The sequence below is a fragment of the Micromonospora coxensis genome (assembly GCF_900090295.1).
In the GTDB taxonomy this organism is placed as follows: Bacteria; Actinomycetota; Actinomycetes; order Mycobacteriales; family Micromonosporaceae; genus Micromonospora; species Micromonospora coxensis.
On record NZ_LT607753.1, the window covers coordinates 5,113,762 to 5,137,252 of the forward strand.

At 75.3% G+C, this 23,491-nt stretch carries 20 protein-coding genes and 1 riboswitch; of the genes, 12 read left to right on the plus strand and 8 right to left on the minus strand.

Translation table 11 applies throughout. The features are described 5' to 3' along the window. Positions 1-7: 7 nt before the first annotated feature. Together GA0070614_RS23410 and GA0070614_RS23415 are read left to right on the plus strand one after the other, a co-directional pair. Complete coding sequence (locus GA0070614_RS23410) at positions 8-1,696, plus strand: ribonuclease J (protein WP_088977981.1); 1,689 nt, start codon at positions 8-10, stop codon at positions 1,694-1,696. A gap of 180 nt (positions 1,697-1,876) precedes the next feature. Beyond that, positions 1,877-3,457, plus strand: coding sequence for a S1 family peptidase (locus GA0070614_RS23415; protein ID WP_088977982.1), 1,581 nt, complete (start codon positions 1,877-1,879; stop codon positions 3,455-3,457). A 139-nt stretch (positions 3,458-3,596) separates the two neighbouring features. On the opposite strand, the gene GA0070614_RS23420 is transcribed toward GA0070614_RS23415, so the two are convergent. Next, the gene (locus tag GA0070614_RS23420) at positions 3,597-5,204 is read right to left on the minus strand and encodes a type III secretion system chaperone family protein (protein ID WP_408630705.1); all 1,608 of its coding nucleotides are present in this window, start codon (positions 5,202-5,204) and stop codon (positions 3,597-3,599) included. After that, positions 5,201-5,677 carry a type III secretion system chaperone family protein gene (locus tag GA0070614_RS23425; RefSeq protein ID WP_088977983.1) on the minus strand — a complete coding sequence of 159 codons (477 nt, stop codon included), beginning with the start codon at positions 5,675-5,677 and terminating at the stop codon, positions 5,201-5,203. Before GA0070614_RS23425 ends, GA0070614_RS23420 begins: the two co-directional genes overlap by 4 nt. A 114-nt stretch (positions 5,678-5,791) precedes the next feature. Between GA0070614_RS23425 and GA0070614_RS23430 the strand changes: the two genes are divergently transcribed. Then, entirely contained in the window at positions 5,792-8,245 is a 2,454-nt protein-coding gene (locus GA0070614_RS23430; protein WP_088977984.1) for an FtsK/SpoIIIE family DNA translocase, read from the plus strand. Between the two features lie 83 nt (positions 8,246-8,328). Here GA0070614_RS23430 and GA0070614_RS23435 read toward each other — a convergent pair whose 3' ends face one another. Together GA0070614_RS23435 and sugE are read right to left on the minus strand one after the other, a co-directional pair. Beyond that, positions 8,329-8,571 carry a hypothetical protein gene (locus GA0070614_RS23435; protein ID WP_088977985.1) on the minus strand — a complete coding sequence of 81 codons (243 nt, stop codon included), beginning with the start codon at positions 8,569-8,571 and terminating at the stop codon, positions 8,329-8,331. A gap of 102 nt (positions 8,572-8,673) precedes the next feature. Then, positions 8,674-8,988, minus strand: a complete 315-nt coding sequence (gene sugE / locus GA0070614_RS23440) for a quaternary ammonium compound efflux SMR transporter SugE (RefSeq protein WP_088979611.1) — start codon at positions 8,986-8,988, stop codon at positions 8,674-8,676. Between the two features lie 59 nt (positions 8,989-9,047). Further along, a riboswitch (guanidine-III (ykkC-III) riboswitch) is annotated at positions 9,048-9,110 on the minus strand. Positions 9,111-9,202: 92 nt separating this feature from the next. On the opposite strand from sugE, the gene GA0070614_RS23445 reads away from it, so the two are divergent. From GA0070614_RS23445 to pspM, 7 genes are all read left to right on the plus strand, one after another. Beyond that, entirely contained in the window at positions 9,203-10,126 is a 924-nt protein-coding gene (locus GA0070614_RS23445; RefSeq protein WP_088977986.1) for an ornithine cyclodeaminase family protein, read from the plus strand. A gap of 145 nt (positions 10,127-10,271) precedes the next feature. After that, complete coding sequence (rimO, locus tag GA0070614_RS23450) at positions 10,272-11,774, plus strand: 30S ribosomal protein S12 methylthiotransferase RimO (RefSeq protein WP_088977987.1); 1,503 nt, start codon at positions 10,272-10,274, stop codon at positions 11,772-11,774. 77 nt (positions 11,775-11,851) lie between these two features. Beyond that, positions 11,852-12,469: a CDP-diacylglycerol--glycerol-3-phosphate 3-phosphatidyltransferase gene (gene pgsA / locus GA0070614_RS23455; RefSeq protein WP_088977988.1), complete on the plus strand. Its 618-nt coding sequence runs from the start codon at positions 11,852-11,854 to the stop codon at positions 12,467-12,469. Positions 12,470-12,503: 34 nt separating this feature from the next. Then, positions 12,504-13,067, plus strand: coding sequence for a CinA family protein (locus GA0070614_RS23460; RefSeq protein ID WP_088977989.1), 564 nt, complete (start codon positions 12,504-12,506; stop codon positions 13,065-13,067). Positions 13,068-13,230: 163 nt separating this feature from the next. Continuing rightward, positions 13,231-13,674 carry a helix-turn-helix domain-containing protein gene (locus tag GA0070614_RS23465; RefSeq protein WP_088977990.1) on the plus strand — a complete coding sequence of 148 codons (444 nt, stop codon included), beginning with the start codon at positions 13,231-13,233 and terminating at the stop codon, positions 13,672-13,674. A gap of 194 nt (positions 13,675-13,868) precedes the next feature. Then, positions 13,869-14,744 (plus strand): PspA/IM30 family protein, encoded by an 876-nt coding sequence (locus tag GA0070614_RS23470; RefSeq protein WP_088977991.1) that lies wholly within the window; start codon positions 13,869-13,871, stop codon positions 14,742-14,744. 24 nt (positions 14,745-14,768) lie between these two features. Beyond that, positions 14,769-15,554 carry a phage shock envelope stress response protein PspM gene (gene pspM, locus GA0070614_RS23475; RefSeq protein WP_088977992.1) on the plus strand — a complete coding sequence of 262 codons (786 nt, stop codon included), beginning with the start codon at positions 14,769-14,771 and terminating at the stop codon, positions 15,552-15,554. 4 nt (positions 15,555-15,558) lie between these two features. On the opposite strand, the gene GA0070614_RS23480 is transcribed toward pspM, so the two are convergent. Together GA0070614_RS23480 and GA0070614_RS23485 are read right to left on the minus strand one after the other, a co-directional pair. After that, positions 15,559-19,251, minus strand: coding sequence for a hypothetical protein (locus GA0070614_RS23480; RefSeq protein WP_408630706.1), 3,693 nt, complete (start codon positions 19,249-19,251; stop codon positions 15,559-15,561). Positions 19,252-19,341: 90 nt separating this feature from the next. Next, the gene (locus GA0070614_RS23485; RefSeq protein WP_088977994.1) at positions 19,342-20,145 is read right to left on the minus strand and encodes a zinc finger domain-containing protein; all 804 of its coding nucleotides are present in this window, start codon (positions 20,143-20,145) and stop codon (positions 19,342-19,344) included. A 109-nt stretch (positions 20,146-20,254) separates the two neighbouring features. Between GA0070614_RS23485 and GA0070614_RS23490 the strand changes: the two genes are divergently transcribed. Then, positions 20,255-21,523, plus strand: coding sequence for a hypothetical protein (locus GA0070614_RS23490; protein WP_088977995.1), 1,269 nt, complete (start codon positions 20,255-20,257; stop codon positions 21,521-21,523). Between the two features lie 139 nt (positions 21,524-21,662). Here GA0070614_RS23490 and GA0070614_RS23495 read toward each other — a convergent pair whose 3' ends face one another. Next, positions 21,663-21,905 carry a CPCC family cysteine-rich protein gene (locus GA0070614_RS23495; protein ID WP_197701351.1) on the minus strand — a complete coding sequence of 81 codons (243 nt, stop codon included), beginning with the start codon at positions 21,903-21,905 and terminating at the stop codon, positions 21,663-21,665. Positions 21,906-21,991: 86 nt separating this feature from the next. Beyond that, positions 21,992-22,783 (minus strand): SAM hydrolase/SAM-dependent halogenase family protein, encoded by a 792-nt coding sequence (locus GA0070614_RS23500; protein ID WP_088977997.1) that lies wholly within the window; start codon positions 22,781-22,783, stop codon positions 21,992-21,994. A 100-nt stretch (positions 22,784-22,883) separates the two neighbouring features. On the opposite strand from GA0070614_RS23500, the gene GA0070614_RS23505 reads away from it, so the two are divergent. Next, a complete protein-coding gene (locus GA0070614_RS23505) occupies positions 22,884-23,429 on the plus strand; it encodes a hypothetical protein (RefSeq protein ID WP_088977998.1) in 546 nt (181 codons plus the stop codon). Positions 23,430-23,491 lie beyond the last annotated feature (62 nt).

Consider the following 23,491-nt stretch of genomic DNA (forward strand, 5'->3'; position numbering starts at 1 on the left):
TGGACGCGTGACCGAGGCGCACTTCGAGGGTGAGCTGCCCCCGCCGCTGCCGGAGGGCGGCCTGCGGATCATCCCGCTCGGCGGGCTCGGCGCCATCGGTCGGAACATGACCGTCTTCGAGTACGACGGCAAGCTGCTCGTCGTCGACTGCGGGGTGCTCTTCCCCGACGTCGAGCAGCCCGGCGTGGACCTGATCCTGCCCGACTTCGGCCCGATCCTGGACCGGCTGGGCGACGTGCAGGCGATCGTGCTCACCCACGGCCACGAGGACCACATCGGCGCGGTGCCGTACCTGCTCGCCCACAAGCCCGACATCCCGCTGGTCGGATCCCAGTTCACCCTGGCGCTGGTCGAGGCGAAGCTGGCCGAGCGGCGGATCCAGCCGTACACGCTGACCGTGCGGGAGGGCGGCCGGGAGCGGCTCGGCCCGTTCGAGTGCGAGTTCTTCGCGGTGAACCACTCGATCCCGGACGCCCTCGCGGTGGCCATCCGCACCCCGGCCGGCCTGGTGCTGCACACCGGCGACTTCAAGATGGACCAGCTCCCGCTGGACGGCCGGATCACCGACCTGGCCGGTTTCGCCCGGCTCGGCGCCGAGGGCGTGGACCTGCTGCTGTCGGACTCCACCAACGCGGAGATCCCCGGCTTCGTCACCCCGGAGCGGGAGATCGGGCCGGTCCTCGACTCGATCTTCGCGAAGGCCAAGGGGCGGATCATCGTCGCCTCGTTCGCCTCGCACGTGCACCGGGTGCAGCAGGTCTTCGACTCGGCGATCGAGCACGGCCGCAAGGTGGCGCTGATCGGCCGGTCGATGGTCCGCAACATGGGCATCGCCCGCGACCTCGGCCTGCTCAACATCCCGCCCGGCCTGGTCGTCGGGCTGGAGGAGGCCACCACCCTGCCGCCCGAGCAGATCGTGCTGATGTCCACCGGCTCGCAGGGCGAGCCGATGAGCGCCCTGGGCCGGATGGCCAGCGGCGACCACCGGCACATCACCATCGCGCCCGGCGACACCGTGGTGCTGGCCAGCTCGCTGGTGCCCGGCAACGAGACCTCCGTCTACCGGGTGATCAACCGGCTGGCCCGGGCCGGCGCGGTGGTCGTGCACAAGGACGTGGCCAAGGTGCACGTCTCCGGCCACGCCCCCGCCGGTGAGCTGCTCTACCTGCTCAACGTGGTCCGCCCGAGCAACCTGATGCCGGTGCACGGCGAGTGGCGGCACCTGCGCGCCCACGCCCGGCTCGGCATCGAGTCCGGCGTCGCGCCGGACCGGGTGGTGCTCTGCGAGGACGGCGACGTGGTCGACCTGGTCGAGGGGCGCGCCAGCCTGGTCGGGCACGTGAAGAGCCGCTACGTCTACGTCGACGGCCTCGCCGTCGGTGACGTCAGCGAGTCGCTGCTCACCGAGCGGCGCATCCTCGGCGACGGCGGCTTCATCGCCACCACCGTGGTGGTCGACTCGGTCACCGGCAAGGTGGTCGGCGGGCCGACCGTCTCGGCGAAGGGCTTCTCCGAGGACCCGGAGGCGTTCAACCCGGTGGTCCCGCTGGTCACCGAGGCGCTCAACCGGGCCGCCGCGGACGGCATCACCGACCCGCACCAGCTCCAGCAGATCGTCCGGCGCACCGTCGGGCGCTGGGTCAACGACGCGTACCGCCGGCGTCCGATGATCGTCCCCACGGTCGTCGAGGTCTGATCCCACCGGCTCCGCGACGCCGGTCCGCCGTCCTCGGTGGACCGGCGTCGTCGTGTCCGTTACGTGATCACTCGGACACGCTGCGCTGAAAAGTCCGGTTCGGGTTCAACCGATCGGTCATCGTCTCCGTACTCCGTTCCGGCAGGCGCACCCAGGTGCCGGCCGGGAGGAGCATGGCGGATGGACCGCAGACGGATGACAGCCATCGGCGTCGTGGTGGCGGCGGCGGGATTGACGGCGGCAGTGACCCTGCCGTCGTTCGCCGGCGAGAACGCCACCCCGACGGCCGGCGGACCGGCCGGGACGAAGGCCACCGGCGGGGTGGCCCCCGAGGTGGTGGACGCGATGAGCCGTGACCTGCGGCTCAGCCGTGAGCAGGCGGTGCGGCGGCTGACCGCCGAGCGGCAGGCCACCGGTACCCTCGGCCGGCTCCGCGCGCAGCTCGGCGCGGACTACGCCGGCGCCTGGCTGAGCGCCGACGGCGCGACGCTGACCGTGGCGGTGGCCGACCCGGCCGAGGCGGCGAAGGTCGAGGCGGCCGGCGCGGTGCCGAAGCAGGTGCAGCGCGGCGTCAGCGAGCTGGACGCGGTGAAGAGCCGCCTCGACTCCGCCGGCCGACAGGCCACCCCGGACATCGCCGGCTGGTACGTCGACGTGGCCACCAACTCGGTGGTGGTGCTCGCCCGGCCCGGCGCGGAGGAGGCCGGCCGCCGCTTCGCCGCGGCGTCCGGGGCCCCGGCCGGGGCGGTCCGGGTCACCACGTCCCGGGAGCAGCCGCGCCCGCTGTTCGACGTGCGCGGCGGCGACGCCTACTTCATCAACGACGCCGGCCGTTGCTCGGTCGGCTTCTCGGTGGTCGGCGGGTTCGTGACCGCCGGGCACTGCGGCCGGCAGGGCGACCGCACCACCGGCGCCAACCGGGTCGCCCAGGGCACCTTCGCCGCGTCCTCGTTCCCCGGCGACGACTGGGCGTTCGTGCGGACCAACGACCAGTGGACCCCGCAGGGCGTGGTGAACGACTTCAACGGCGGTGTCGTGCCGGTCAACGGCGCCACCGAGGCCCCGGTCGGCGCGTCCATCTGCCGCTCCGGCTCCACCACGGGCGCCCGCTGCGGCGTGATCCAGGCCAAGAACGCCACCGTCAACTACCCGGAGGGGACGGTCACCGGGCTGACCCGGACCAACGTCTGCGCCGAGCCCGGTGACTCGGGCGGCGCGTGGCTCTCCGGCGACCAGGCGCAGGGTGTCACCTCCGGCGGGTCGGGCGACTGCACCGTCGGCGGCGTGACCTTCTTCCAGCCGGTCAACGAGATCCTCCAGCGCAACAACCTGACCCTGGTCACCGCGAACGGCCAGTCCGCCCCGGCCGACCCGCCGGCCGGCGGCGACGCCACCGCCCCGCCGGCCACCACCGCCCCGACCGCACCGCCGGCCGGCGGCGGCGCGGAGACCTCGGTCTGCACCGGTGACGCCAGCCGGACCGGGACCATCTCCGCCGGCCGCTCCCAGGCCCAGCCGGACGGTCGCTGGTACGTGACCCAGGCCGGCGCGCAGCGCGCCTGCCTGGACGCCCCCGACGGCGCCCAGCTGGTGCTGGAACTCCAGCGCTGGACCGGCGTCGGCTTCCGCACCGTGGCCCGCGCCACCACCGTCGACGGCATCGCCCGGCTGGAGTCCGACGGCGCCGCCGGGGCGTACCGCTATCGGGTCATTGCCCAGAGCGGCTCCGGCGAGTACACCCTGGCGTTCTCCGCGAACTGAACCGGCGGACCCGCGGACCGCGGCCCCCCGACCACCACCGCCCGGTGGCCGGGGGGCCGCTCCGCGTCCGGAGGTCACCGCGGCAGCAGCGGGTTTCCGCCGCTGTCGTCCGGCGGGTTCCGACCCCACCGTCGGCCGGTCAGGGCAGGGCGGCGACCGCCTCGGCGTACGCGACGCCGGTGGCGACCGTCGCGTCGACCAGCACGCCGAGCTGCACCGGGGCCACCCCGTGCTCCAGGTCGGTGGTCACGTCACCGGCCAGCACCAGCTCGCCACCGCCCAGGTCGTGCACGTACGCCTTGGGCAGCAACCGGTCGTGGTTCCAGGCGTTGCAGAAGGCGTACGCCTCGCTCAGCCGCGCCGCCGGCAACCGGCGGGCCGCCACCACCCGGGCGTGCAGGATCTCCCCCCGCGTGCCCACCTGCCGGAACTGGATCACCGCCTCGTTCCAGCGGCCGACCACCACGCCACCGGCGTCCACCGCGTAGACGTCGCCCCGGCGGTCCAGCACCGAGGTGATCATGGTCAGGCTCAGCGGGGCCGGCTCGTCGGCCGCCGGCACGAAGGGCGGGTCGTCGTCGGCCGCCGGCTCGCCGTCGTCGTCGGGCAGCGGCACCGGCGGGCCGACCGGCCGCTCGGCCAGCCAGGAGGCGATCCGGCCGGACTGGTGCCCGGTGCCGTTGCGGGCGTCGAAGCTGCCGGCCAGCCCGGTGGCCAGGGTCAGCAGGTCGGTGCCGAGGGTGTCCACGTCCACCTCGGCGGCCGGACGGCTGCCGTGCGCCGATCGGTGGATCCGCCGCCCGCCCAGCCCCGCCTCGGCGGCCAGGACGCACACCAGCGCCCCGGCGGCGGCGAACTCCATCGCGGCGAGGTCGTCGTACGGGTGGTCCAGCCGGGGCAGCTGCTCGGCGAGCACGTCCAGGCCCCGCTCGGGATGCCCGGCCAGGGCGCAGAAGCGCAGGTGCGCGGCGAGGTACCCGAAGGCCGCCCACTCCCGCCGGTGCCGCCGGTACGCCCGCACGTGCGCCTGCCCGGCCCGCTCCGCCTCCCCGGCGCGCAACCAGGGCAGCAGCCCCACCGCGAGGGCCCGCTCCGGCTGGTCGGTGCAGTCCACCGCGCCGTCGAGGACCGGACGCAGCGTCTCCCGCGCCGCCGCGTCGTCGCCCCACCCGGCGAGCAGTTCCGCCCGGCGGGCCGGCAGGCAGCCGGGGCAGCCGGCCGCCGGGTCGGGCTCGGCGGCGGCCCAGGCGTCGTGCCAGCGGCGGGCGGCCGGCTCGTCGCCGAGGTGGTCGGCGAGCCGGCACCGCAGCTGGGCGACCAGCCCGCTGCTCTCGCCGGCCCGGCGGGCCAGGTCGTCGAGGAGGGCGCGGGCGGTGTCCAGGCCCACCCGCGGGGTGCCGATCGCCGCCTCCACCGCGTGCCGCTGGTGCCGGCGCAGCAGCTCCGCGTCGCCGGGCCGCTCCGCCAGCAACTCCGGGCAGCGGTCGACGGTGGCGAGGCAGCGGCGCACCGGCTCGGCCAGCCGCCACCGTTCCCCGTGCAGCAGGTACGCCTCGACCAGCGCGAGCCGGGCGTCCAGTGCGGACCGCGCGTCGCCGAGCGCGTCGGCCCGGGCGGCGATCCGCTCCAGCTCGGCGAAGCGGGCCTCGCCGTCGGGCAGGTCCCGCGCGTCGGCCAGCGCCGCCGCCAACTCCGGCGCCGGGGCGCCCCGCAGCCGGCGGTCGGCGTCCCCGGCGTGGCCGGTCACCGGGTCGTCCCGCCGGGGAGCCGGCCGACGGCGGCGGCGAGCTGGCAGCCGGTGGAGATGCCGCAGTCGATGAGCTGGTCGAGCTGGTGCGGGGTGACGCCGCGCTCCAGGTCGGTGATGACCTCGCCGCAGACCCGGGCCACCCCCTCGTCGTCGACGTGCACGAACGCCTTCGGCCAGAGGCGGTCGTGGTTCCAGGAGTTGCAGAAGGCGTAGAGCGCGGGGACGTACTCGATGCCGAAGGCCGGGGCCGCCATGGTGCGGACCTGGAGCAGCTCCCCGGCCTCGCCGGGACGCAGGAACCAGATCAGGTTGTCGTCCCAGCGGCCCACCAGGTCGCCGTCGTCGTCGGTCGAGTAGGCGTAGCCCCGGTTGCCCAGCACGGCGGCGACCAGATCGCGGGTCAACGGCCGCAGGGCCTGCGGGTGTCCGGCCAGGGGGTCCGAACCGTCCTCGAAAGCAGGCGACGCCATCGGGCATCCCTTCCTGAGGCGAATAACACGTCTGCGGGCGCGGTCCGTGCTGCGACACACGGACACGACCCGGAAAAGCGGCGATCTCCCGGGTGACGCCGTTACGGTGACTCTATGGCGGGCCGTACCTCTCAGGCGAGCCGGCGACGCGGCGCGTCGCCGCGCGGGACCACGAACAGCCGTGCCCGCCAGCCGGCGAAGAAGGCCGCGAAGGCCGCGCCCCGGCGGCGGACCACGACCCGGCCGACCCCGGCGGCGTACGTCGGGCGGGCGATCGGTGCACTGTGGATGGGTCTGGCGCACGGCGTCGGCTGGGCGGTGCGCGGCGCCGGCCGGCAGGTCGCCTCCGCCGGTGACCTGGACCCGGAGCACCGCCGGGACGGGGCGGGACTGCTGCTGTTCGGGCTGGCCATCCTCAGCGGAGTGGGGATCTGGTTCTCCGGGGCCGGTCCGCTCGGCGCGCGGCTCGCCGACACGGTGCGTCTCTTCCTCGGCGCGATCGCGATCGTGGTGCCCGTGCTGCTGATGATCGGCGCCTGGCGGTTGATGCGTACCCCGCCGGACCCGGAGCACCGCGGCCGGGGCCTGGTCGGCTGGGGTTCGATGCTCGTCGCCACCGCCGCCATGCTGCACATCGGACAGGACCCGGTCGACCCGGTGCAGCGCGACTACGCGGGCGGCCTGATCGGTGCCGGGATCGGTGACCTGCTGGAGGCGGCGGTCACCGCCTGGGTGGCCGTGCCGCTGCTGATCCTGCTGCTCGTCTTCGGTCTGCTGGTGGTCACCGCCACCCCGATCAACAAGATCCCCGAGCGGCTCGGCCTGCTCGCCGGCACGCTGGTCGCGCCGCCGCCCACCGGCGAGACCGAGGCGCCGGTCGAGAAGCCGGCCCGCCGGCCGCGCAAGAAGGCCGTGCCGCCGCCGCTGGACCCGGACGACCTGGACGACGATCCCGACGCGGTGGACCTCCAGGAGACCCTGGTGCTGCCCCGCAGGCCACCGGCGAAGGTGCCCGCCAGCCGCAAGCCGGTCGAACCGCCGGAGCACTCGCCGCCGCCGACGCGGGCCGAGCAGCTCGCGCTCACCGCGATGGACGGGGACTACACCCTCCCGCCGGCCAACATGCTCAGCGGTGGCGCTGCGCCGAAGACCCGCAGCCGGGCCAACGACGAGGTGATCGCCGCGCTGACCGGCGTCTTCGACCAGTTCGGGGTGGACGCGGAGGTCACCGGCTTCACCCGGGGCCCGACCGTCACCCGGTACGAGGTCGAGCTGGGCCCGGGCGTCAAGGTCGAGCGGATCACCCAACTCTCCCGCAACATCGCGTACGCGGTGAAGTCGCCGGACGTGCGCATCCTCAGCCCGATCCCGGGCAAGAGCGCGGTCGGCGTGGAGATCCCGAACACCGACCCGGAGAACGTCGCCCTCGGTGACGTGCTGCGCTCGCGGGCCGCCACCAGCGACCACCACCCGATGGTGGTGGCGCTCGGCAAGGACATCGAGGGCGGCTACGTGGTGGCCAACCTCGCGAAGATGCCGCACATCCTGATCGCCGGCGCGACCGGCGCGGGCAAGTCCTCCTGCCTGAACTCGCTGCTGGTGTCGATCCTGACCCGGGCCACCCCGGACGAGGTGCGGCTGCTGCTGATCGACCCGAAGCGGGTCGAGATGACCGGCTACGAGGGGATCCCGCACCTGGTCACACCGATCGTGACCAACGCGAAGAAGGCGGCCGACTCGCTGGAGTGGGTCGTGCGCGAGATGGACATGCGCTACGACGACCTCGCCGCCAACGGGGTCCGGCACATCGACGACTTCAACCGCAAGGTGCGCAGCGGCGAGATCAAGGCCCCGCCGGGCAGCGAGCGGGAGATGCGTCCGTACCCCTACCTGCTGGTGATCGTCGACGAGCTGGCCGACCTGATGATGGTGGCCCCGCGCGACGTGGAGGACTCCGTCGTCCGGATCACCCAGCTGGCCCGCGCCGCCGGCATCCACCTGGTGCTGGCCACCCAGCGTCCCTCGGTCGACGTGGTCACCGGCCTGATCAAGGCGAACGTGCCGTCCCGGCTCGCCTTCGCCACCTCGTCGCTGGCCGACTCGCGGGTCATCCTCGACCAGCCGGGCGCGGAGAAGCTGCTCGGCCGGGGCGACGGCCTCTTCCTGCCGATGGGCGCGTCGAAGCCGATCCGGATCCAGGGCGCGTGGGTGACCGAGCGCGAGATCGCCGACGTGGTCAAGTTCTGCAAGGACCAGCGGGAGCCGGAGTTCCGCCCCGACGTGCTGGCCCCGGCGCAGGACAGCAAGAAGAAGATCGACGAGGACATCGGCGACGACCTGGACCTGCTGGTGCAGGCGGTGGAGCTGGTGGTCACCTCGCAGTTCGGCTCGACCTCGATGCTCCAGCGCAAGCTGCGGGTCGGTTTCGCCAAGGCGGGCCGGCTGATGGACCTGATGGAGACCCGGGGTGTGGTCGGCCCCTCCGAGGGCTCCAAGGCCCGTGACGTGCTGGTCAAGCCGGACGAGTTGGAGGAGGTCCTGGTCGGCCTGCGCGGCGACGAGGGCTGACCACACCACCGCACCGGTCGCGGCGCGGGCGCGACGAGGCCCGCCGGATTCCGGCGGGCCTCGTGCGGTGGTGGTCCGGGACGTCAGTTGAGCAGGGCGGCGACCAGCGCGACACCGATGATCGCGCCGACCACGCTCGCGGCCGCGGCGTACCAGCCGAGCGGCTTGTCGCCCAGCACCGCGCCGACGATGCCGAGCACCAGGCCGGCGATACCGAAGATCACCGGCGCCACGAAGATCGCGACGACGGCGAAGACGAAGGCCAGGATCGTGCAGATCCGGGCGGCGTTGCTGCGCGGGCGGGCGGTCGCGTGCATGTCGGCCATGACGTCCTCCGTGATGAGAGCCTTCAGTCCTGTGGTCGGGCGGTGCTTACCCACTCCGGCCTCGAAGTACGCATCCGGGCGGATAGGGCGCAGCGGCCGGGGTCAGTGGAAGAGCTTCAGCCCGACCACACCCGCGACCACCAGCAGCAGGCAGAGGATCCGGGGCAGGCTGGCCGACTCGCCCAGCGCGACCATCCCGACCAGGGCGGTGCCGACCGCGCCGATGCCGACCCAGACCGCGTAGCCGGTGCCGACCGGGATGTCGCGCAGCGCGTACGCCAGGCCGGCCATGCTCGCCACCAGCGTCACCACGAAGACGATCGAGGGGAGCGGGCGACTGAAACCGGCGCTGCGGTCGAGGGAGACCGCCCACGCGGTCTCCAGCAGTCCGGAGAGCACCAGCACGATCCAGGCCACGGCGATCACCTCGTCGCAAACGGGCCCCGGGCCACCAGGGAGCCGGGACGAGTCGGGTTCGCGGGGCGTCTTGTCCTGACCGGGTACGCCCACCACTCGTCCGGGGTGGCCACGGCCACCGGAGCCGACGCTAACACCGGCGGGACGGCCCCGGGGGTGATCTCTCCCACCAACGGTTGAGTTCACGTCAACTTCAGGTTGCATCCTGAACCGCATGACGTTGCTTGTCTCCGACCGGGAGGTCGCCGCCACGCTGGACGCCGCCACCACCGTGGCGGCGATGCGGGACGCCCTGCTGGCCGCCCACGCCGGACGGCTCGTCGCCCCGCCCCGGGCGTCCGCCCCGCTGGGCGGCGGCCGGATGGTGCTCACCGCCGGCCACCTCACCGGCGAGTGGTACGGCTTCCGCTCGTACGACACCTTCGGGCTGCCGGAATCCGCGCAACTGGTGGTGCTGCACGACGCCCGTACCGGCGCGGTGCGGGCGGTGGCGGTCGGCGAGGAGCTGGGCTCGCGGCGTACCGGTGGGCTGGGCGGGGTGGCCGTCGACGCGCTCGCCCGCCCCGACGCGGCCACCCTCGGCGTGGTCGGCTCCGGCCGGCAGGCGTGGACGCAGGTCTGGGCAACCGCGGCGGTGCGCCCGCTGCGCGAGGTGACCGTGCACAGCCGCTCGGCGGCCCGCCGAACCGCGTTCGCCGCCCGGGTCCGCGTCGAGCTGGGCGTGCCGGCCCGCGCCGTCGACACCGCCCGGGAGGCCGTCACCGACCGGGACGTCGTGGTGCTCGCCACCACCAGCGTCACGCCGGTGATCGACGCCGCCGACCTCGCCCCCGGCACCCACGTGAGCACCGTCGGCTTCAAGCAGACCGACCGGCACGAGTTCGGCACCGACCTGCTCGACGTCGCCGACGTGCTGGTCACCGACTCCCCGGCCCAGGCGGGCGCGTACTCCCCGCCGATGCTGGCCGCCGTCGAGCCGTACGCGGGGCGGCTGCGCGACCTGGGCGCGGTGCTCGCCGGATCCGTCGCCGGCCGGACCGGCGCGGACCAGATCTCGGTCTTCTGCTCCACCGGCCTGGCCGGGACGGAGGTCTTCCTCCTCGACCGGCTGGTCCTGCTCGGCGCGGCGGCCGTCTGACCGCGGACCCGCGCCGGCCCGCCCTCTCGGCTGCCCCGGCCCCGAAGCGGGCCCGGCCGGCGTGGGGAGCGGGCGGGGGGATGTGAGCCGCCCGATGGGGCGGCCCGCCGTTGCCGGGTCCCGCCGGAGCGCCCGGTACCCTCGGATGGTGTCTGCCACCTCCCCCACGCATGCCGCCGACGGCCGCCGCGTCGCCCTGCTGACCCTGGGCTGCGCCCGTAACGAGGTCGACTCGGAGGAGTTGGCCGCCCGGCTGCACGCCGACGGCTGGCAGGTCACCACGGACGGCGAGGGCGCCGACGTGGTGGTCGTCAACACCTGCGGCTTCGTGGAGAAGGCCAAGCAGGACTCGATCCAGACCCTGCTCGCCGCCGCCGACACCGGCGCCAAGGTGGTCGCGGCCGGCTGCATGGCCGAGCGGTACGGCCGTGAGCTGGCCGACAGCCTGCCGGAGGCGCAGGCCGTGCTGAGCTTCGACGACTACCCGGACATCGCCGCCCGGCTGGACGCGGTCGTCGCCGGTGAGGCGATCGACGCGCACGTCCCGCGCGACCGGCGCGAGCTGCTGCCGCTCACCCCGGTCAAGCGGCGGGAGTCGGCCGTCTCGCTGCCCGGCCACGGCACGCCCGTGCGGGGCACGGTGGAGACCGACGAGCACACCCCCGCCCACCTGCGGCCGGTGCTGCGCCGCCGGCTCGACACCGGCCCGGTCGCCTCGCTGAAGCTGGCCAGCGGCTGCGACCGGCGCTGCGCGTTCTGCGCCATCCCCGCCTTCCGCGGCGCCTTCGTCTCGCGTACCCCGGACGAGTTGCTCGCCGAGGCGGAGTGGCTGGCCAAGACCGGTGTACGGGAGCTGGTGCTGGTCAGCGAGAACTCCACCTCGTACGGCAAGGACCTGGGGGACCCGCGCGCCCTGGAGAAGCTGCTGCCGCAGCTGGCCGCGATCGACGGCATCGTCCGGGTGCGGGCCAGCTACCTCCAGCCCGCCGAGACCCGGCCCGGCCTGGTCGAGGCGATCGCCACCACGCCGGGGGTGGCCGCCTACTTCGACCTGTCGTTCCAGCACTCCAGCGAGCCGGTGCTGCGCCGGATGCGCCGTTTCGGCTCCACCGACCGGTTCCTTGAGCTGCTGGCCGGTGCCCGCGCCCTGGCCCCCGAGGCCGGCGCGCGGAGCAACTTCATCGTCGGCTTCCCCGGCGAGACCCGGGCCGACTACGAGGAGTTGGTCCGCTTCCTGACCGAGGCGCGGCTCGACGCCATCGGGGTCTTCGACTACAGCGACGAGGACGGCACCGAGGCCGCCGGACTGTCCGGCAAGGTGTCCACCGCCACGATCAAGCGCCGCTACGACAGGCTCGCCGCGCTCGCCGACGAGCTCTGCTCGCAGCGGGCCGAGGAGCGGCTCGGCTCCCGGGTCGAGGTGCTCGTCGACTCGATCACCGACAACGTCGTCGAGGGTCGGGCCGCCCACCAGGCCCCCGAGGTCGACGGCTCCACCACGCTGGTGGCCCCCGAGGGCGCCGGCGTCGACCTCGCCGCGCTGCGCCCCGGCGACCTGGTCCGGGCCACGGTGACCGCGACCGAGGGTGTCGACCTGGTGGCCGTACCGGATGAGATGATCTCGGCGGCGCCCGGCGCGGAACGGTGACGGCGGGCCCGGAGGGAGCGGGGGAGCCACGTGGTGCGGTGCCAGGTACGCCACGGCGGCCGGAGCGGGGTGCGGCGGTGACCGGGGCGACGGAGTCCGCGCCGGTGGTCGCCCGGGTGCCGGTGCTCAACGCGGCGAACGGGTTGACCCTGCTGCGGTTGCTGCTGGTGCCGGTCTTCGCCGGGTCGGTGGTCGCCTCGGGGATGAGCCATGCCGGCTGGCGTACCGCCGCCTGCCTGATCTTCGTGGTCGCCTCGGTGACCGACCTGGTCGACGGCTGGATCGCCCGCCGCTTCGGCCTGGTCACCTCGGTCGGCAAGGTGGCCGACCCGATCGCGGACAAGGCGCTCACCGGCGCGGCGCTGCTGCTGCTCTCCTGGTACGACCGGCTGCCCTGGTGGGTGACCGCGGTGATCCTCGCCCGCGAGCTGGGCATCACCGCGCTGCGCTTCTGGGTGATCCGGCACGGGGTGATCGCGGCCAGTCGCGGGGGCAAGGCCAAGACCGCGCTGCAGATCCTGGCGATCACCTGGTACCTGTGGCCGATGCCGGCCGCCCTGGCCGTGGTCGGTCCGTGGATCATGGCCGCCGCCGTGCTGGTCACCGTGGTGACCGGCTTCGACTACGTCGCCCAGGCGCTGCGCCTGCGTCGCCCGACCGGTCGACCGGACGGGCCCGATCCGTCGACCGGATGAGTAGGTGACGGGACAGGGGGAAGGGACAGCTGCCATGGCGACGGATGCGAATCACGAGCGACCCGCGGGGAGCCCGGCGGCGGGTGTGGTGCACCGGCTGCACGAGCGGCGCGAGACCCTGGCCACCGTCGAGTCCCTGACCGGTGGGCTGCTCTCCGCCGCGATCGTCGAGATCGCCGGGGTGAGCGGCATCTACCGGGGCGGCCTGGTCACCTACGCCACCGAACTGAAGTCGCAGCTGGCCGGCGTACCGGAGGAGCTGCTGGCCGAGCGCGGGCCGGTCGACCCGGACGTGGCCGTCGCCCTCGCCGAGGGCGGGCGGCGGCGCTGCGGGGCCGACTGGGGGCTGGCCACCACCGGCGTGGCCGGGCCGGAGCCGCAGGACGGCAAGCCGGTCGGGCTGGTCTACGTCGCGGCGGCCGGGCCGACCGGGGCGGTCGTCCGCCGGCTCGACCTCGACGGCGGCCGTGACCACATCCGCGCGGCCGCGGTGATCGAGGCGTTACGGCTGCTCACCGAGCAGATCCAGGACGCCGGGGACGCCGCCGGGCCGGCCGCCGGGGACGACGGCACGCGCACCCCGGCCGGCCGGCGGTGAGCCGCGTGATCGGATTTGACCGCCGGGGTGGGATGTCGCCGGGCCGGTCAACGGGTACGGTTGCGGGAAGGCTCCGGCGCGCGACGTCGGCGTCGGCGCGGGACACCGCGCGCGGCGCGGGCGAACGCCCGGACGAGAGGTGTTCCCGTCAGGGGGAGGTGCGATGGTCCTGCTCCGCCGCGTGATCGGCGACGCACTGCGGGCGCGCCGGCAGGGTCAGCACCGCACCCTGCGCGAGGTCTCCACCGCCGCCAACGTCAGCCTCGGCTACCTGTCCGAGATCGAGCGCGGCCAGAAGGAGCCCTCCAGCGAGCTGCTGGCCGCGATCTGCGACGCGCTCGGCGCCCGCCTGTCCGAGCTGCTGCGTGAGGTGAGCGACACCGTCGCCCTCGCCGAGCAGATGCCGGGCGTGCTCGTGCCGGTGCAGGACGAGCCGGCGTCCGTGCCGGCCGCCGCCCCGGTGCGCAAGGCCACCAACCGGGGTGTCCGGCAGGTCACCTCGGACGGCAAGGTCGCCGTGCAGGTCCGCCAGGACTCGCCGCTCAAGGCCACCCTGCGCAGCACCCGGGTCCGTCCCTCGGACCGGGACGTGGTCTGCGCCGCCTGACGGCTGTTCGCGTCGCGTGGCCGGGTCCGTCCCCGCCGCGTAGGGTTGATCGTGGGCCGCGTGGCGCTCTCCCGCGGTACGGATGCCCCGCTGGCACCCGGCTGCGACGATGGGGACACGCCGCGCGGCCGGCGGGTCGGCCCCGTCCGGCACCGGCCGAGGCGCAGCGACGCTACTGAGGGGATACCGCGGAGATGGCGAACCCGTTCGTCAAGGGCTGGCACTACCTGATGGCGCTCTTCGGGGCCAAGATCGACGAGCACGCCGATCCGAAGGTGCAGATCCAGCAGGCCGTCGAGGAGGCGCAGCGCCAGCACCAGGCGCTGGTCCAGCAGGCCGCCGCGGTGATCGGCAACCAGCGGCAGCTGGAGATGAAGCTCTCCCGGCAGATGTCCGAGGTCGAGCGCCTCCAGGCCAACGCCCGCCAGGCGCTCGTCCTCGCCGACCAGGCCCGGGCCCGGGGGGACGAGGCCGAGGCCGGCCGCTACGAGCAGTCCGCCCAGGTGCTCGCCACCCAGCTGGTCTCCGCCGAGCAGGCCACCGAGGACCTGAAGACCCTGCACGACCAGGCGCTCGGCGCCGCCGCCCAGGCCCGGCGCGCGGTGGAGAACAACTCGATGATCCTCCAGCAGAAGCTGGCCGAGCGCACCAAGCTGCTCAGCCAGCTGGAGCAGGCCAAGATGCAGGAGAGCGTGGCCCGCTCGCTGGAGTCGATGTCGGCGATCACCGCCGGCGGCAACGTGCCCACCCTGGACGAGGTGCGCGACCGCATCGAGCGGCGCTACGCCACCGCGATGGGCCGGGCCGAACTGGCCGGCAACTCCGTCGAGGGACGGATGCTGGAGATCCAGAAGTCGACGCTGGACGCCGCCGGCTCCTCCCGGCTGGAGCAGATCCGCTCCAGCATGGCCGGCGAGCAGCTCTCCGGCCAGCAGGACCGTCCGGGCGTGCAGCAGCAGGCGAAGCCGGCCGAGCCGGTGGCCGACCCGGCCGCCGCCGCCCGGCTCGACGAGATCCGGGCCAGCATGGGCCGCGAACGCGGCACGGGTGACACCAGCGCCGCCGGCTGAGCGGCGGCTCACGAGGAGGTAGCGGTGGCGGACGAGCGAGCGCGACACTTCCGTCGGCTGCGCCGGCTGCGGCGCTCCGCCCGACGGTGGAGCGTCCTGGCCGGTGGGCTCGGTGGCGCGGCCGCCGTGCTGACCCCGTACGCCGGGATCGGGCTGCCCGACGCGGCCTGGGCCGCCGGCGCGGGCGGCGCGGTGGCGCTGGCCGCCTGGCGCTGGGTCGACCTGCGGGCCCTCGCGGCCCGTCCCGTCCCACCCGCCCTCGACCCGGCCGAGGCCGCCGCCCGGTCCCGGGCCCGGCTCGTCGCCGCCGTCGAGCGGCTCCCCGTCGGTCCCGGCGTGCTCGCCGAGGCCCGGCGGCTGCGCTCCCGGCTCGCGCTGCGCGGCACCGCCGCCGCGGCGCCGTGGGCCCGGCTGGACCGGGCCGCGCTGACCCTCGCCGGCATGACGCCCCGGCTCACCGGGCTGGCCGAGCCGGCCGTCCTGGAGGCCGCCGCGGCCGACCGCTCCCTGCGGGACCTCGCCGGGCGGGTGGCGAGCGTCGACCGCGCCCTGCGGGTCGCCCCGCCGGAGGCCCGGCCCCGGCTGGTCGAGGCGCGGCGGGACCTGGTCGGCCAGTTGGAGAGCGGGGTGGCCGCGTACGAGGCGCTGGTGGCGGCGGCGGCCGGGTACGTCGCCGAGGACGCCCGCCCGAGCACCGAGCACCCGGCCGCCTCCCGGCTGACCGAGGCGACCGACCTGCTGCACGGGGTGGCCTCGGCCTTGGCCGAGCTGCGCGCCGCCGGCGACCCGATGCGCGCCCCCACCCGCTGAGGGCTCACGGCGGGGTGGTCACCGACACCGGTCCGGTCCAGGGCGAGCCGCCCACCACGTTGAACGACCGGATCCGGTAGTGGTACCTCACGCCCCGGGCCAGCCCGGTGTTGGTGAAGCCCCGGCCGGTGACGGTGAAGGTGGCGACCTGCCGGGTGAAGGCCGGGTCGACGGCCCGCTGCACGGTGAAGCCCGCCCCCGGCCCGTTCGGGGTGCTCGACGCCCAGCTCAGCACCACCGTGGCGGTGTCCGGTGCCGGGACGGTCACGGTGGCGGCCACCCGGGTCGGGGTGCCGGGCACGGGTGGGGTGGTCACCGTCGCCACCGTCGACCACGGTGACGCCGCGCCCAGGTACGTCGTGCGCACCCGGTAGTAGTACGTGGTGTCCGGGGCGACCGCCGCGTCGAGGTGGTTCTCCGCCACCCCGATCGCGGTGGTGCCCGGGCCGCTGGTGAAGGTCGGGTTGGTGGCCCGCTGCACGTCGATCCCGGTGGCGAAGGAGCGGTTGGTCCAGCGCAGCGCGATCCGCAGCGGCGCGGCCGGCGGCACCGCCGCGGACACCCCGCTCGGCGCGGCCAGCCCCACCGACGCGGGGACGCTGTTCGACCAGGCCGAGCAGCTCGCCGCGTTCTCGGCGCGGATCCGGTAGTGGTACGTGACGCCGGGGGTGACCGTGGCGTCGGTGTACCGGGTGGCGGTGGCGGCCACGGTCAACGTGGTGAGCCCCTGGGTGAAGGCCGCGTCGGTGGCGCGTTGCAGCAGGTGGCTGGTCGCCGGCGGGCGGCTGCCGTTGCCGGTCCAGGCCAGCGCGATCGCCGGTAGCGCGGTCGCCGAGCCGGGCGCCGGGGTGGCGGTCAACCCGGTCGGTGCCTTGGGGGAGACCCGCAGCACCAGCGGCCGGCTCATGCCCAGGTCGCGCAGGCCGGCGGCGGCGCTGGACCAGCGGTACTCCCAGCCCAGGTTGACCAGTTGGTTCACCACCGTGGCGGGGCGCCCGTCCAGCGGGCTGACCGGGGTGGAGCCGACCCGCGTGCCGGCCGGCCGGGTGGGGTCGAGGAGCCGGAGGCTGTCGCCGATCTTGAACGGCAGCGGGGGCACCACCGGCCGCAGCGCCACCACCACGTCCTCGCCCGGGTTCACCCGGACGGTCTCCTTCCAGCCCATCTCGCCGGGGCCGGGACGGCGCACCGTGCCGTCCCGGCCGACCCGGTTGACCACCTGCACGTCGCAGCCGCCGACGTGCACGGCGTGGGTCTGCCGGCCGGTGCCGCTGATCCGCCACAGCTGGGTGCCGTCGGTCGTCGGGCCGGACGCGACGGCCGGGTCGGCGGCGACGACCACCTCGGTCGCCGGGTCGGCGGGGCCGAGCGGCAGCGCGGTCGCGCCGAGCGGGCCGGCGTACGGGTGGACGACACCGAGCCGGCCGGCCTGTCGTCCGTGCCCCGGCTCGAAGACGGGCCCGACGGTCTTCACCTCGATCGGCAGGGTCACCGGGGTGGTCGCCCCGGCCGGGGTGAAGCTCACCGTGGTGGCGTGCGCCGACACCACCGTGCGCCGGGCGGTCCGGGTGCCGAAGGCGGCGTCGTACTCGGGCTGCGGCACGATCGGCGGCCGCTGGCCGGCCGCGTACGCCCCGGGCAGGCGGGCGGTGAGCCGGTCCAGGTCGTACCGGGCGGCCGGGGCGCCGGTGACCCGGAACTGGAGCAGGGTGCGGGTGTTCGGGCCGTACCCGGGCCGGGTGCCGGGAGGCCCGCCCTCCGCCGTCCGGTCCGGGGCGTCGGTGTGCTGGTCGTAGCGGGCGTCGAAGCAGGGCAGCGGGGCCGGGGCGTCGTTGTAGAGGATCAGGGTGGTGCCGGGCGCGACGGTGGAGAAGTCGACCACCACGTCGGCCCGTTCGCCGGGGGCCAGCAGCAGCGCGTGGGTGTCCACGTTGAGCACGGTCGGGTCGCGCCGGTCGTACCGGTAGCCGATCGGGCGGTTCGGCACCACCACCGGCGCGGGCAGCAGCCCGCACTCGTTGCCGATCTGCACCATGCGGGGTCCGCCGGCCCGGGGGTCGGGCACCCCGCCGTCGCGGCCGTCGACGGGCCAGTCCGCCGGCCGTCCGGGGGCGCGCACCGCCTCCACCATCGGCACCTCGCCGGCCCCCGCGTCGGCCAGCGAGCCGTCGGGTCGCCACATCGGCGCGTCCGAGCGGGCCCGGTAGAGGGCGAGGTTGAGGCTGCGGTCGGCGCAGGCGTTGAGGATCCGGAACCGGTACGCCTTCGGCGCCACCGTCAGGTACGGGTAGGCGACGCCGTTGACCAGCGGGGTGTCCCCGTACGCCTCGCCGACCGCGCTCGGGTGCGGCACCCCGGGCGCCTGCGGCGGCTCCTCCGGCGCGGCGACCGGATCGTGGTGCGGGTTGGGCACGGTGCCCGTCGCGACCCCGTCGCCACCGTCGCCCGTCCACGGGCCGTAGTCCCAGCGGCCGGTCGGGTTGCGCCCCGACTCCCGGTACGGGTCCTGCCGGGGCTGGTAGACGTGCGGGTGCCACAGGTCGCCCCGGGCGCCCCACCGGTCCCGGTCCCAGGTCGGGTCCTGGGCGGCGAGCTGGGCGTCGTCGGGGACGAAGGTCTTGTCCTGGATCACCAGTGGGAGCTGGTCGGCGGGGAGCACCCCGTCGGCCACCAGCCGGTCCTCGGCCGGGTCGCTGAGCAGGTAGAGCGCGAGCTGCCCGGAGTAGACGGTCAGCCGGGACAGGCCGAGGGTGTTGTCGTGCAGCCACATCAGCCGGCCGCTCTGCTCGTTCGGGAAGTGCAGTGTGGTGGCCCCGGCCCCGGGGTGCGGCATGTCCGGCACGTGGACCAGCCCCGGCCCGGTCGGGTACGGGGTGATCTCGGCCGCCGGGGTCACCCACTGCCACGGGTTCCCGGCGCTGATCCAACCGGTCTGCGCCCCGGCCAGGTGCGGCACGGCCCGGTTCTGCGGGTACGGGGCCGGGCCGTCGAGCGGCCCGGTGCCGGCCCCGTCGAGGCTGGGGTCGACGGGCAGGAAGAGGTCGCCGGCCCGGCCGGTGGGGAGCTGGTTGATGAACTTGATCCGTACCGGCCGGCCCCGCCGCGCGAGGATCATCGGGCCCAGGTGGTACGGCCGCTCCGGCGGGGCGACGGTGTTGTGCCCGTCCGGGTCGGTGCCGAGGTTGAGCTGGCGGTAGCCGCGCAGCCGGGTGGTGGGCAGGTCACGGTGCAGCCGTTGGCGGTACTCGCGCAGCCCGATCTCGTAGTAGTCGCAGCCCGGGTAGGTGATGGTGTCCGGGGTGGCGACGGGCAGGTGCGCGCCCAGCCCGTTGCGGCCGGCCACGCCGGGCAGCGGCAGCGCGTCGACGAACTTGCGGATGCCGGTGCCCGGCACCACCCGCCCGTCGGCGTCGAGCACCGGCAGCGGGCTGTACGCGAAGTTCGGCACCGTGCCGAAGCGGCGGGGTACGGCGGCGGGGTCCAGGCTGGCCGGGGCGTCCTGCTGCGCGGCGGCGCGGGCGGCGGGCACGGTCGGTGTGTGCGGCGCGACGGTCCGGACGGCGCGGCCGGCCCAGCCCGGCCGGAACATGCGGAACAGGGCCATGGCTCTCCCCCGGGATCGGGGCGGGCACGTCCGCCACCCCGGCGTGGTGGCCGTGTCCGCCGCTGACGGTCGGTGAGCGGTCCACCGCAGCATGCGACGCCGGGGGCAGGGGAGGGAAGTACCTGTTCGTCCGTGTCTCGGCGGTAACTTGCCGATTCGTGGAAGTTCCACGGTCCGGTGGGGTCAGGGTCGGCCGGGCTGGCAGCGGGGGCACCAGTAGGTGACCCGTTCGCCCAGCTCCTCCTTGCGGATGGCGGTGCCGCAGCGCCGGCAGGGCTGCGCCCGACGGCCGTACACGTAACTGGTCGATCCCCGGTGCAGCGAGCCGGTGGTGCTCTGCGTCCAGCGGCCCCGGTTGGCGGCGAGCAGCTTCTGCGCCAGGGTCACCGTGCCGGCCAGGTCGGGCACCGCGCCGACCGGCGTCCACGGGGACAGTCCCCGCAGGAAGAGCACCTCGCACTTGTAGAGGTTGCCCACCCCGGCCAGGTTGCGCTGGTCCAGCAGGGCCTCGCCGATGGTGGCGTCCGGGTGCGCGGCGAGCCGGCGGACCGCCTCGGCCGGGTCCCAGTCGTCGCCGAGCAGGTCCGGGCCGAGGTACCCGACCAGCGTCTCCTCCTGCGCCGTGGGCAGCAGGGCCAGCTCGTGCAGGTGGTAGCCGACGGCGACCGCGTCGGCGGCGCGCAGCACCACCCGGATCAGGTGCGCGGGCCGGGCGGTCCACCGCTCGCCCGGGGCGTACGCCCGCCAGACGCCGTCCATCCGCAGGTGCGAGTGCAGCGTCCAGTGCGGGTCCCCGGCATGGTCCGCCGGCGCGGCGAGCCGCAGCAGCAGGTGCTTGCCCCGGCTGGCGGACTCGCGGACCGTCCACCCGGTCAGGTCGGTGGCGGCGAGCTGCGGCACCCGGAAGTCGCTGCCGGTGAGCCGGGCCCCGGCCAGCGCGCGGTGCAGGACGCGGGCGGTGTTCCAGACGGTGTCGCCTTCGGGCACCCCGCCATTCTCCCTCGGCCGAGCGGAATTCGCATGTGTCGCTATTTGTACCTCTATTCCCTCGGAAGGGGCGACGAACGCACTATCAGTGGGTTCTGAGGAGAATGACATGACCCGTACCCGTCGTACCCGATCGGTGGTCCTCGCCGGCTTCCTGGGCGCCGCCCTCGTCGTCAGCCTCGTCCCCGCCGCCGCGCCCGCCGCGCCGCGCGCCGTTCCCGCCGCCCGGCCCGCGACCACCACGGCGGCCCCGGCCGCCGAACGGTGGTCCGTCGACCTCGCCGTCACCGGCGGCGACGACGTCAACGTCCGCTGGCGTGACGGCCGGCTCCGGCTCGCCGACAGCCGGCCCGCCGGCCGCCACCGCGCCGCCGCGGGTGGTCCGGTCGCCGAGGGGACGCTGCTCACCCCGGCGCGCACCCTCGACCGTCCGGCGACCCGGGTCCGGGCCGCGCTCACCGCCCAGGTCGCCCGGGGCGGCACGGCGCAGGTCCAGGTGCGCGGCTGGCGGGCCACCGGCTGGACCGAGTGGCGCGACGCCGCCGCCGGCGCGTTCTTCGACCGGCCGGTCACCCGGGTCCAGGCCCGCGTGCTGCTCACCGCCCGCGACGCGCGGGCCACCACCGTGGTACGCGCCCTCGCGCTCACCGCCGACCGCGCCGGGACCCGGATCGCGCCGCTGGCGACCGTGCCGCTCAGCTACCGGGTCTACGCCACCCGGATCGGCCTGGTCGGCGAGCAGACCGCCAACGGCCACATCGTCCAGCCCCGGGACCACTTCGTGGCACTGCCCAGCCGGCGCGGGCTCGCCCCGCTCAACACCGGCGACTACTCCGTCCGGGTCTGCACCACCGGCGGCGCCCGCTGCGAGTACGCCCCGGTGTGGGACGTCGGGCCGTGGAACACCCGCGACGACTACTGGAACCCCAGCTCGGTACGGGAGAACTGGAAGGACCTGCCGCAGGGGCGCCCCGAGGCCCAGGCCGCCCACCAGTACGGCTACCACGGCGGGCGGGACCAGTTCGGCCGGGTGGTGCTCAACCCGGCCGGTGTGGACCTGGCCGACGGCACGTTCTGGGACGGGTTGCGGCTGACCGACAACGCCTGGGTCGACGTGACGTACCTGTGGACGGCCGGTGGGCTGCGCGGCATGGTCGGGTCCGGCCCGCTCAACGTCCGCGCCGGCGCCGGCACCGGCTACGCCGTGCGCGGGCTCGCCGCCACGTACGCGCACGTGCCGATCCAGTGCTACGTGATCGGGCAGACCGTCAGCGGGCCGTACCGGACCACCAACCGGTGGAACCGGCTCGCCGCCGGCCAGTACGTCAGCCACGCCTACATCTCCGCCGTCTACGGCGGCACCGTCCCACCCTGCTGACCCCACCCGGTCCCGCCCGCCCCGCCGCCCGCCCGCTGTCGATCACGACGTCGACGGCGATGTGGATCTCCATCGCTGCCGCCGGCCTCACGATCGACGGGCGGGGGGTGGGCGGGGCCGGGCCCGGTGCGGGGTGGGGTCAGGGACGCTCGTCCGGGTGGGGCGGGCGGACCATGTCCTGGTAGCGGGGGTGGCTGGCGCCGTACACGGCGAAGTTCAGCCGGGCGTGGGTGAGGCTGAGGTCGCCGTTCGGGCCGCCGCGCACCTCGTCGGCGTCGGCGTCACCCTGGCCGTCGTCGGTCCAGAAGCAGACCGGGCAGGTGCCGCCACCGGTCCGGGACGCGCAGCACGGACAGGCGACGGGAACCCAGAGCTCACCCACCGGAGCAGCATTCCACATCGGATCATGTGGCGGCAGGGGCCGCGGCGACCGTCCACGTACCGGTCGTGGTCACCCGGGCGGTGCGCTCAGCCGTCCGCGCCGGTCACCCGGACGAGGTCGCCCGGGGCGACGCCGAGCAGGTCCGCCGCGCGCCCGCCGTTCACCGCCACCGCCAGCAGGCCGGCGGAGTCCACCAGCACCACCAGCGCGCCGTCGGGCGCGTCACCGAAGGTGCGCCCCCGCAGCGCGGGGTGGCCCGCGACGCGCGGCCGGGCGGGCAACGCGTCGTGCAGGTCGGCCCCGGCGGCGAGCTGGACGTTGCCGAAGTGGTCGACGGTGAGCACCTCGGCCACGAACCCGCCGGGCTCGGTGCGGACGACCGGCTCCGGCAGGCGTACCAGGGTCGCCGGGTCGACGGCCGGGCCCGCCTCGGCCGGCGACGCGCCCAGGGCGAGCCGGGCGGCCACCGGCGCGAAGACGTCCCGGCCGTGGAAGGTGCGCGACACCTGCGGGGCCAGCCAGGCCGGATTGGCCAGCTCCACCGACGCGGTCACCCCGCCCAGCGCCGTGGCGGCCGGCAGCAGCAGGCCGTTGTCCGGCCCGACCAGCATCCCGCCCGGGGTGACCAGGGCGACGCCGCGCCGTGCCGTGCCGACACCGGGGTCGACCACGCCGACGTGCACCCCGTACGGCAGGGACGGCACGGTCTGGGCGAGCACCGCCGCGCCCCGACGGACGTCGGCCGGCGGCACCAGATGGGTCACGTCGATCACCCGTACCGCCGGGGCCAGTCGGGCGATCACCCCGTGACAGGCGGCCACGAAACCGTCGGCGAGACCGTAGTCGGTGGTCAGCGAGATCCAGGCGGTCGGGGTCATGCCCCGAGGCTAGCCGGGGCACCCGTCGCGCCTTCCGGTGAACGCCGTCGGCCCGACCGGACGGTGACGGGCCGCCCCGCCGGTGCGGCAGACTGCCGGGGTGACGAAACGTGCTCGTGTCCTGCCGATCGCCGCGACGCTCCTCATCGCCCTCGGGCTCTCCGCCTGCAGCGACGACCCCGAACCCGGTGACCCGTCGTGGGCCGACGGCTCCCCGAGGCCCGCCTCCGCCGAGGCCGCCCCGCCGGAGGCGCCGCAGGAGGCCCCGCCGAGCGGCACGCCGCCCCGGACCCCGTCGGAGAGCCCCTCGACCCCGCCCTTCACCATGCCGACCAAGGCATCCGGCGCCCCCGGCGCCCGCAAGGTGGTCGACGCCTTCTCCGCCGCCGGACTGAAGGTGGCCAACGCGCGCAACCGGACGGTCGACTGTGGACCGGACGGCGCCGGCATCGGCTGTGCGGAGCTGCTGGTCACCGACGCCGTCAAGGTGTACGTCTTCCCCACCGAGGCCAACGCCATCAACCAGACCGACGTCTGGGGCGCCGACGCGTACCGCAAGGGCGCGGTGGTGCTCAGCTACCTCGGCACGAAGACGGCCGAGGCGGAGCGCAAGCGCTACAACGACGTCCTCGCCCGGCTCGGCTGAGCGTCGCCGTCCCGCGCCGGTCCGCCGCCCGACGGCTTCCTCGCCGGCGTCTGCGCGCCCGT

What these genes read in the sequence shown, in the direction of transcription:
- GA0070614_RS23415 (WP_088977982.1), top strand. Translation starts at nt 1,877, where the DNA reads ATGGACCGCAGACGGATGACAGCCATCGGCGTCGTGGTGGCGGCGGCG.
- GA0070614_RS23425 (WP_088977983.1), bottom strand. Translation starts at nt 5,677, where the DNA reads ATGGCGTCGCCTGCTTTCGAGGACGGTTCGGACCCCCTGGCCGGACAC.
- GA0070614_RS23430 (WP_088977984.1), top strand. Translation starts at nt 5,792, where the DNA reads ATGGCGGGCCGTACCTCTCAGGCGAGCCGGCGACGCGGCGCGTCGCCG.
- GA0070614_RS23435 (WP_088977985.1), bottom strand. Translation starts at nt 8,571, where the DNA reads ATGGCCGACATGCACGCGACCGCCCGCCCGCGCAGCAACGCCGCCCGG.
- GA0070614_RS23445 (WP_088977986.1), top strand. Translation starts at nt 9,203, where the DNA reads ATGACGTTGCTTGTCTCCGACCGGGAGGTCGCCGCCACGCTGGACGCC.
- rimO (WP_088977987.1), top strand. Translation starts at nt 10,272, where the DNA reads ATGGTGTCTGCCACCTCCCCCACGCATGCCGCCGACGGCCGCCGCGTC.
- GA0070614_RS23460 (WP_088977989.1), top strand. Translation starts at nt 12,504, where the DNA reads ATGGCGACGGATGCGAATCACGAGCGACCCGCGGGGAGCCCGGCGGCG.
- GA0070614_RS23465 (WP_088977990.1), top strand. Translation starts at nt 13,231, where the DNA reads ATGGTCCTGCTCCGCCGCGTGATCGGCGACGCACTGCGGGCGCGCCGG.
- GA0070614_RS23470 (WP_088977991.1), top strand. Translation starts at nt 13,869, where the DNA reads ATGGCGAACCCGTTCGTCAAGGGCTGGCACTACCTGATGGCGCTCTTC.
- GA0070614_RS23480 (WP_408630706.1), bottom strand. Translation starts at nt 19,251, where the DNA reads ATGCTGCGGTGGACCGCTCACCGACCGTCAGCGGCGGACACGGCCACC.
- GA0070614_RS23490 (WP_088977995.1), top strand. Translation starts at nt 20,255, where the DNA reads ATGACCCGTACCCGTCGTACCCGATCGGTGGTCCTCGCCGGCTTCCTG.
- GA0070614_RS23500 (WP_088977997.1), bottom strand. Translation starts at nt 22,783, where the DNA reads ATGACCCCGACCGCCTGGATCTCGCTGACCACCGACTACGGTCTCGCC.